Origin of the sequence: Pseudolysinimonas sp., assembly GCF_044239695.1 — a bacterium.
In the GTDB taxonomy this organism is placed as follows: Bacteria; Actinomycetota; Actinomycetes; order Actinomycetales; family Microbacteriaceae; genus Pseudolysinimonas_A.
The window spans coordinates 1-7360 of record NZ_JBIIAW010000127.1; the positions used below are offsets into that span (position 1 = coordinate 1).

9 protein-coding genes are annotated in these 7360 nt (G+C 70.6%); 4 read left to right on the top strand and 5 right to left on the bottom strand.

Annotated features, from left to right (window positions below):
- Nucleotides 1-675, top strand: a 675-nt coding sequence (locus ACILQS_RS14585; RefSeq protein ID WP_395640853.1) for a tetrahydrofolate dehydrogenase/cyclohydrolase catalytic domain-containing protein, incomplete at its 5' end; no start/stop codon positions are given.
- 117 nt (nucleotides 676-792) lie between these two features.
- Here the strand turns inward: ACILQS_RS14585 and galK are convergent.
- Nucleotides 793-1956: a galactokinase gene (galK, locus tag ACILQS_RS14590; protein ID WP_395640854.1), complete on the bottom strand. Its 1164-nt coding sequence runs from the start codon at nucleotides 1954-1956 to the stop codon at nucleotides 793-795.
- 57 nt (nucleotides 1957-2013) lie between these two features.
- Here galK and ACILQS_RS14595 point away from each other — a divergent pair, with 57 nt between their 5' ends.
- Together ACILQS_RS14595 and ACILQS_RS14600 are read left to right on the top strand one after the other, a co-directional pair.
- A complete protein-coding gene (locus tag ACILQS_RS14595; protein WP_395640855.1) occupies nucleotides 2014-2949 on the top strand; it encodes an aldose 1-epimerase family protein in 936 nt (311 codons plus the stop codon).
- Nucleotides 2949-4019, top strand: coding sequence for a VIT1/CCC1 transporter family protein (locus ACILQS_RS14600; protein WP_395640856.1), 1071 nt, complete (start codon nucleotides 2949-2951; stop codon nucleotides 4017-4019). Before ACILQS_RS14595 ends, ACILQS_RS14600 begins: the two co-directional genes overlap by 1 nt.
- Nucleotides 4020-4224: 205 nt before the next feature.
- Here ACILQS_RS14600 and ACILQS_RS14605 read toward each other — a convergent pair whose 3' ends face one another.
- Both ACILQS_RS14605 and ACILQS_RS14610 read right to left on the bottom strand, forming a co-directional pair.
- Nucleotides 4225-4848 carry a hypothetical protein gene (locus tag ACILQS_RS14605; RefSeq protein ID WP_395640857.1) on the bottom strand — a complete coding sequence of 208 codons (624 nt, stop codon included), beginning with the start codon at nucleotides 4846-4848 and terminating at the stop codon, nucleotides 4225-4227.
- A complete protein-coding gene (locus tag ACILQS_RS14610) occupies nucleotides 4848-5315 on the bottom strand; it encodes a hypothetical protein (RefSeq protein ID WP_395640858.1) in 468 nt (155 codons plus the stop codon). Before ACILQS_RS14610 ends, ACILQS_RS14605 begins: the two co-directional genes overlap by 1 nt.
- Before the next feature lie 112 nt (nucleotides 5316-5427).
- On the opposite strand from ACILQS_RS14610, the gene ACILQS_RS14615 reads away from it, so the two are divergent.
- Nucleotides 5428-5904 carry a pyridoxamine 5'-phosphate oxidase family protein gene (locus ACILQS_RS14615; protein ID WP_395640859.1) on the top strand — a complete coding sequence of 159 codons (477 nt, stop codon included), beginning with the start codon at nucleotides 5428-5430 and terminating at the stop codon, nucleotides 5902-5904.
- A gap of 194 nt (nucleotides 5905-6098) precedes the next feature.
- On the opposite strand, the gene ACILQS_RS14620 is transcribed toward ACILQS_RS14615, so the two are convergent.
- Both ACILQS_RS14620 and ACILQS_RS14625 read right to left on the bottom strand, forming a co-directional pair.
- Nucleotides 6099-7034 carry a hypothetical protein gene (locus ACILQS_RS14620; protein WP_395640860.1) on the bottom strand — a complete coding sequence of 312 codons (936 nt, stop codon included), beginning with the start codon at nucleotides 7032-7034 and terminating at the stop codon, nucleotides 6099-6101.
- A gap of 25 nt (nucleotides 7035-7059) precedes the next feature.
- Nucleotides 7060-7360, bottom strand: a 301-nt coding sequence (locus tag ACILQS_RS14625) for a VapC toxin family PIN domain ribonuclease (protein ID WP_395640861.1), incomplete at its 5' end; no start/stop codon positions are given.

Below are 7360 nucleotides of genomic sequence, written 5' to 3' on the forward strand. Positions count from 1 at the left end.
CCAGCCGACGTCGACCAAGCCGGGCTCGACGCCGTGATCGGCGAGCTGAACGACGACCCCCGCTGCACCGGCTACATCGTGCAGCTGCCGCTGCCGAAGGGTATCGACGAGAACCCGATCCTCGAGCTCATCGACCCCGACAAGGACGCCGACGGCCTCCACCCGACCAACCTCGGCCGGCTCGTACTCGGCGTCGAGGGCGAGCTGCACTCGCCGCTGCCGTGCACCCCGGCCGGCGTCGTCGAGCTGCTGCGCCGCTACGACGTGCCGATCGCCGGTAAGCACGTGGTGATCGTCGGCCGCGGACTCACCGTCGGGCGCCCGCTCGGGCTCGTCTTCACCCGCAAGGGCGTGGATGCGACCGTCACCCTCACCCACTCCCGCACGGTGGACCTCGCCGCCGAGGTGAAGCGCGCCGACATCGTCGTGGCCGCGCTCGGGGTTCCGCACTTCGTGAAGGCCGAGTGGATCAAGCCGGGCGCCGCGGTTCTGGATGTCGGGGTCACCCGCGTCGGGATGACCGACTCCGGCCGGGCACGCCTCCACGGCGACGTCGAGCCCGCCGCGGCTGAGGTCGCCGGCTGGATGTCGCCCAACCCCGGTGGGGTCGGACCGATGACCCGCGCGCTCCTGCTCTCCAACGTCGTCGACGCGGCGGAACGCCAGTCCGCGTAGAACGCGTCTCGCGGGTTGAGTGCCCGCGGAGCGGGTGTATCGAAACCCACGGAGCAACTCTCGTCGGTGGGTTTCGATACACCGCCTGCGGCGGCACTCAACCCGCGGTGGGTGGTGTCAGGAGTCGCGGGCGGCGCCGTCGGAGGGACGCACCGGGAAGACCTCGGGGGCCGCGAAGCCGTGTTCCGCGAAGGCGCCGTCGATCGCGACCTGGATGCGCGACACGGCGTCGACCGGGGTGAGCGCGATCGCCGCCCCGCCGAAGCCGCCGCCCGTCATCCGGGCGCCGATCGCGCCGTTCTCGAGCGCGGTCTCGACGGCGAGATCGAGTTCGGGAACCGAGATCTCGAAGTCGTCGCGCATCGATGCGTGCGAGGCGTCGAGGAGGGCGCCGATCGCGGCCGGGCCGTCCTCGCGCAGGGCGCGCACGACATCCAGCACCCGCTGGTTCTCGGTGACGACGTGGCGGACGCGGCGGAAGGTGACGTCGTCGAGTTCGGCACGTGCGCGGGGGAGGTCGTCGATCGTGAGGTCGCGGAGTGTCGCCACGCCCAACGCCGCCGCGCCGGCCTCGCAGGAGGCGCGACGTTCGCGGTAGCCGCCGGTCGCGTGCGCGTGGGCGACTCCGGTGTCCAGCACGAGCAGGGTCAGCCCGGCGGCGGCGAAGCCGAGCGGGATGCTCTCGGTCTCGAGACTGCGGCAGTCGAGGAACACGGCGGCGTCGGCTCGCCCGAGCAGGGACGCCGTCTGGTCCATGATGCCGGTCGGGGCCCCGACGAACTCGTTCTCGGCGAGCTGCCCGACCCGCGCGAGGTCGGGGCGCGACAGCCCGAGGCGCCAGAGGTCGTCGAGCGCCAGGGCGACGGCGCTCTCGATCGCGGCCGACGACGACAGCCCGGCGCCGACCGGCACGTTCGAGTCGATCACCAGGTCGACCCCGGGCACGGCGGCGAGGTCGGCGCCCGACCGGCCCAGCGCCCAGGCCACCCCCAGGGGGTAGTCCGCCCACCCGGCCCGGCCGCGCACGTCGTCGAGTTCGGCGAGCGGGATCTCGACCGCCTGATCGGAGAAGGTGCTCGCGACGCGGATGAGCGCGTCGTCGCGGGCGCCGGCGGCGACGACCGTGCGCCGGTCGATCGCGAACGGCAGCACCAATCCGGCGTTGTAGTCGGTGTGCTCGCCGATCAGGTTGACGCGGCCCGGCGCCGACCACAGGCCGTCGAGGTCGCGCCCGGTGATCGCTCCGAAGAGGTCACGGACGTCGTCACGGAGATCGGGCACCCGTTCACCCTAATCAGCGCAGGCCGAGCGAGCCGGGTCGCGGCCTAGGCTTTCCGTGTGACCGGAATCGACGCCGCTGGCAAGCACATCATCCTCGAGGCCGACGGGGTCCGCGCCGAGATCGGCACCGTCGCAGGCATCCTCAGATCGCTCCGGGTGGGCGACGTGCGGCTCACCGAGTCGACCGACGGGTCCGGGGCGCCGCCGTTCGCCTGCGGCATCATCCTCGCGCCCTGGCCGAACCGCGTGCGCGACGGCAAGTGGACTCACGACGGCGCGGACCTGCAGCTCGACATCACCGAGACCGCCCGCGGCAACGCCCTGCACGGACTGCTGCGGTTCGCCGAGTACGAGGTGCGCGAGCAGTCTGCCGCCTCGGTCACCCTCGGCTGCCGCATCGCCCCTCAGCACGGCTGGCCGTTCCTGCTCGACACCTGGGTGCGCTATGAGGTGCGTCCCGACGGACTCACCGTCACCCACGGCGTCACCAATCTCGGTGCCGACCGCGCCCCCTACGCGACGGGAGCGCACCCGTTCCTGCGCATCGGCGACCACCCCGTCGACGACCTGGTGCTGACCGTCGCCGCCGGCACCTACTTCGACGTCGACGACCGGCTCAACGCGGTCGGCGAGCCCGCGGTCGACGGCACGCGCTACGACCTCCGCGCCGGGCGTCGCCTCGGCGACGAGTTCTTCGACACCGCCTTCGGGGGTGTCACCCACCGGGAGGGGGCGAGTGCGTGGCTCACCGCTCCCGACGGCGCGACGCTCGAACTCGTGCAGGACGTCGACTGGGGCTACGTGCAGGTCTTCACGACCCCGATCTTCCCGCGTGCGGACGGTGTCGGCACCGCGGTCGCGGTCGAACCGATGACGGCGCCGCCGGACGCGCTCAACACCGGGCAGGGGCTCATCTGGCTCGAACCCGGGGAGTCGTCCCAGGGGTCCTGGGGGCTGCGCTACACCCCCGCCGGGATCCCCGGGTCCGTCTGATGACGGACCGCTCCGAGAAGACCCGCATCCGGCGATGGCGCCGGTACCTGGCCGATGAACGGGCGGAAGGCGCCCTCTACCGCGAACTGGCCGAGCGCTACACCGGCGAGGAGCGCGACATCCTCCTCGGGCTCGCCGACGCCGAGGAGCGGCACGAACAGCACTGGGTCGACCTCCTCGGCGACGACGCCCGCGACCCGGGCCGCGCGAGCCTCGGCAGCCGCCTGCTCATCGTCTTCGGACGCCGCTTCGGCTCGCTGTTCGTGCTCGCCCTCGCGCAGCGCGCGGAAGGACGCTCGCCGTACGACGCCGACAGCGATGCGACGGATGCCATGGCGGCCGACGAGCGCATCCACGGCGAGGTGCTGCGCGGGCTCGCCTCACGCGGACGTCGCCGGCTCGCCGGCAGCCTGCGCGCGGCCGTGTTCGGCATCAACGACGGACTCGTCTCCAACCTCGCCCTCGTGCTCGGCGTCGGTGCGACCGGACTCCCGCCGCAGACGGTGCTCGTGACGGGGGTCGCCGGGCTGTTGGCGGGCTCGCTGTCGATGGGTGCGGGGGAGTACGTGTCGGTGCGGTCTCAGCGCGAGCTGCTCGAGGCATCCCGACCTGACCCGCAGTCGCAGCACGCGCTGCCGCACCTCGACGTCGACGCGAACGAGCTGGCGCTCGTCTACCGCGCCCGCGGGATGTCGCCGCAGGAGGCGGATGCCCGCGCGCGCACGGTGCTCTCGACCCTCCACCTCGACGACACCGGGTCGATCACCGCGGTCGGCGACGACGAGGACGGGATCGGCTCGGCGTGGGGCGCTGCGCTCTCCAGCTTCCTGTTCTTCGCCTCGGGTGCCTTCATCCCCGTGCTGCCCTATCTCGTCGGGGCCGAAGGCTTCCTCGCCGTGGCGATCGCGTCGGCGTCGGTCGGCGTCGTCCTTCTCGCGACCGGGGCGATCGTCGGGCTGCTCTCGGGGGGATCGCTCCTGCGCCGCGCCTTGCGGCAACTCGCGATCGGCATCGGCGCGGCCGGCGTCACGTACGTGCTCGGGCTGCTGTTCGGCACCGCGGTCGGCTGACCGTAGGACCAAAGACCCGTGGACGGGCCGGTCATCCGTGTCACACTCAGACCGTCGGGATGGGGGTCCCGGCGCGACCGATCAGGATGCGGCTCCGGGGGGAGCCGACCTGTCGTTCCGTCTCTGAGTCGGGGGACTCAAGGGATCGAGAAGGGCCGTCGCCGGTGTTCGCACCAGCGGCGGCCTTCGCGTCGTTGTCCTCCGGCTAGAAGCGTCCCGGGCTCCCGGCGAGGGCATCCCGGATGCGAGCGGACAGGTCGAGCAGCTCGGCGTCGGTGAGGTGCCCCGGCGCGAAGAGTCCCGAACGCACCGGAACGAGAGGCAGCGGCGCGACCACGTCGCCGACGTCCACGCCGAGAGCGAGCGCGTCGATCTGCCGAGATCCGGCGCGCACCGTCGTCAGCGGCAGCACCGACAGCTTCGAGGCGGCGATCACGGCGGATGTCGTCGTCCCGTCAGTGAGCCGCAGCCCTGTGGAGTCGAGGACGGCGATCGCGTTCTGGTCGGGACGCAGGGCCAGGTCCGCGTCACCGAGGCGTGCCGCGAGCCACCGCGTCGCGGCGGCCGTGTCGACCTCGGCCGCGATCGGGATCACGAGGCTCCCCGGGAAGGCGTCCGCGGCGGCGCGCACCCGAGCCCGCCGTGCCGCCGATCGCGCCGTGAAGACGACCACCGTGACCGCGATCGCGACGACGACCACCGCGACGACGGGGCTGGTCTGATCGAGCGGAACCGTCGCGAGTCGCACCGCGAGGAGGGCGACGCCGACCGCCGCGCCCGCCGCCGGCAACCAGAGCGGGAGACCCCGGCGCGGTGTCCCGGGAGCCATCAGGCGGCGGTGAGCGAGAGCAGCACCGGCAGGAAGAGGCTGAGCGGGTCGGCGTCCTCGCCGGAGCCTCGGAGGGTGAGCGTGCGGCCCTCCGCCAGGGTCACGTTGACGGCGAGCGGCAGGTCGGCGTCGACGCGTTCGTCGGGGTAGAAGTCCTGCGTCGAGGTGACCCGCAGCGAGCGGATGTCGAGAGGGAGCACATCCACGACGAGCGCCCCCTCCTTGAACGACGCGTCGATCACGGCGCCGTCGACGAACACCGTCACCCGCACGGCGGAGTCGGTGACCTCGGTCGCCAGGTAGGTCACATCGCGGCCGCCGCCGGCGATCGCGAGGCGCGACACGAGCTGCCCCAGCAGATTCGCGTTCTCCTGGAAGACCGGGCTCTTGCCCCACTGCGCGTTCGCCGTGGCGAGCCGGGTGTCGAACTCCCGCGCGGCGGCGTGCCGTTCCTCATACGTCGTCATGGGCTGAGCCTAAGCCGATCGACGGGCGGCATGCGGGTGCATCTTCTAACCCCGATCGCGGCGCGCGTCAATCGCTTCCGCTTCGGGGTGTCCGGGGCGTCGGATGGATGCCATGGACGACGAACTGGACACCATCCACGACATCATGCGCGGCGCGCGCTTCGCGACCGTCACCACCCGCGGCGAGGGCGGTCACCTCTACAGCCGGCCGCTCGCCGTGCTGGACCACGACTTCGACGGCACGGTGTGGTTCTTCACCGGCGATCCCAGTCCGAAGACCGACGAGGTGCGCGCCGACGCGCACGTGAACATCGCCTACGCCGACGGCCCCAGCCACGTCTCGCTCAGCGGCACGGCGACGGTCACCCGGGATGCCGCGCTCATCGACCGCTTCTGGAACCCGTGGGCGGAGGCCTGGTTCGAGGGCGGACGGGACGACCCGTCGGTCGCCCTGCTCGAGGTGACCGCGGAAAGCGTCGAGTACTGGCACGTCGACAAGCCGGCGGTGCTCCGGGCGTTCGAGGTCGCGAAGGCGCTCGTGACTGGTTCCGCGCCCGACGTGGGGGAGTCGCGTACCGTCCAGCTCTGAAGCTGGGCATGATCGGCAGAGGGGGTCCGGTGGGGCTCGAACCCACGACCCGCGGATTAAAAGTCCGAACCGGTATGCCGGGGCTGGTTCAGAGTGGGCCGATTTCCCTTTGATTTACGTCGAGGTTCGATGAGGTGGGATCGGGTTCGATCTCGTGATCTGCGTTCAAATGTGGGCAAATTGTGGGCAGGCGGTCACGCCCAGGGCGGCGAAATCTCGCTGAACGTCACTTTGCTGTCGGCCTCGACGGCCTTGATGGCCTCGGGTGTTGCGGCGTGATTGATGAAGTAGTAGACCGTCTTGCCGCGAACTGCCTCGAGCAGACCGTATTGGCCGACCTCGACCAGCCATCTCGCCGCGTCATCGACACGTCGTTCAGTGAACTCGTATTCGAAGTACTGGTGTTGGCCGGCACCGATTCCCACCTTGTCTCCATCGAGGGCCTGCACGCGCACGCTAGCGGCTCGTTCGTCGGTGGGGAGGATCTCGATCAGCGGCGGCTGATTGATGGCGTCCGTGCGGGTCACGATGCTCACGGCCGAGCCGAAGCGAGCCCGCGTCTCGTTCGCAATGAGAAGCAAGGCGTCGGGCAGTCTTTCGTCGACCAGGAATGCCGATTGCCCCGCGTCGTCCACGGGATCTGGTGCGAGGTGAGAGCCCGGCACGGTCCACGACTCCGTGGTTTCCGCGAGGGTCAATCGCCTGGCGTGCTTCGAGGTCACATCATCCGGGAACGGCTCACCGACGACTCGGGCGATGTTGCGTCCGCCGAACAAGTGCCGCCGCCGATCGCGCCATAACTCGATGCCCCCATCGCACACCTGAGCCAATCGCTGTTTCACCGCGCGGGTGGCGTCGTCATCCCAGCCGTGTTGTTCGGTGAGCACGCAGTCGATGCCGTTGCCGAACGTGATGTACAGCCCGTTCGCGCGGTCCAGGTCGATCTCGATCGCAGCCGTCGACGTGTTGGGTGCGTAGGCCTCCAAACGCAATGCGGGATTCCACGGTTGGATCGCGGGAGCGATCCGCACGAACACCCCATCGCCGTAGCGCTGTTTGAGAAACGCGGCGATGTCGGACAGCACTGGCTCGAACTCGGCGCGGAGCTCGTCGTCGAGTGCGTGGTCCATGCAACAACCTTGCCCGACCCCGCGGCTAAATGGATCCTCGCGGCAATATCCACCGGTGTGCGAACCCCGGTACGACCGACGCGAGGTGCTCGAAGTCGCGGTCGTAGTGCAAGACGGCTGCGTCGTTCTTGATCGCGTACGCCGCGATCAAGGTGTCCATAGCGCCGGCAGCCCGCAGCAGGCCCCCGTTCCAGAGACTGCTCTGAATGCTTAACACCTCGTCCTGCGTGGGGTGTGCGTCGCACTGTCCGAACGCTTCGAGCTGGTCAGCCAGAGCAGTGTGAGCCTTGGGGGTCGGTGCGGTGAAGCCGTACTCGAGAGCAACG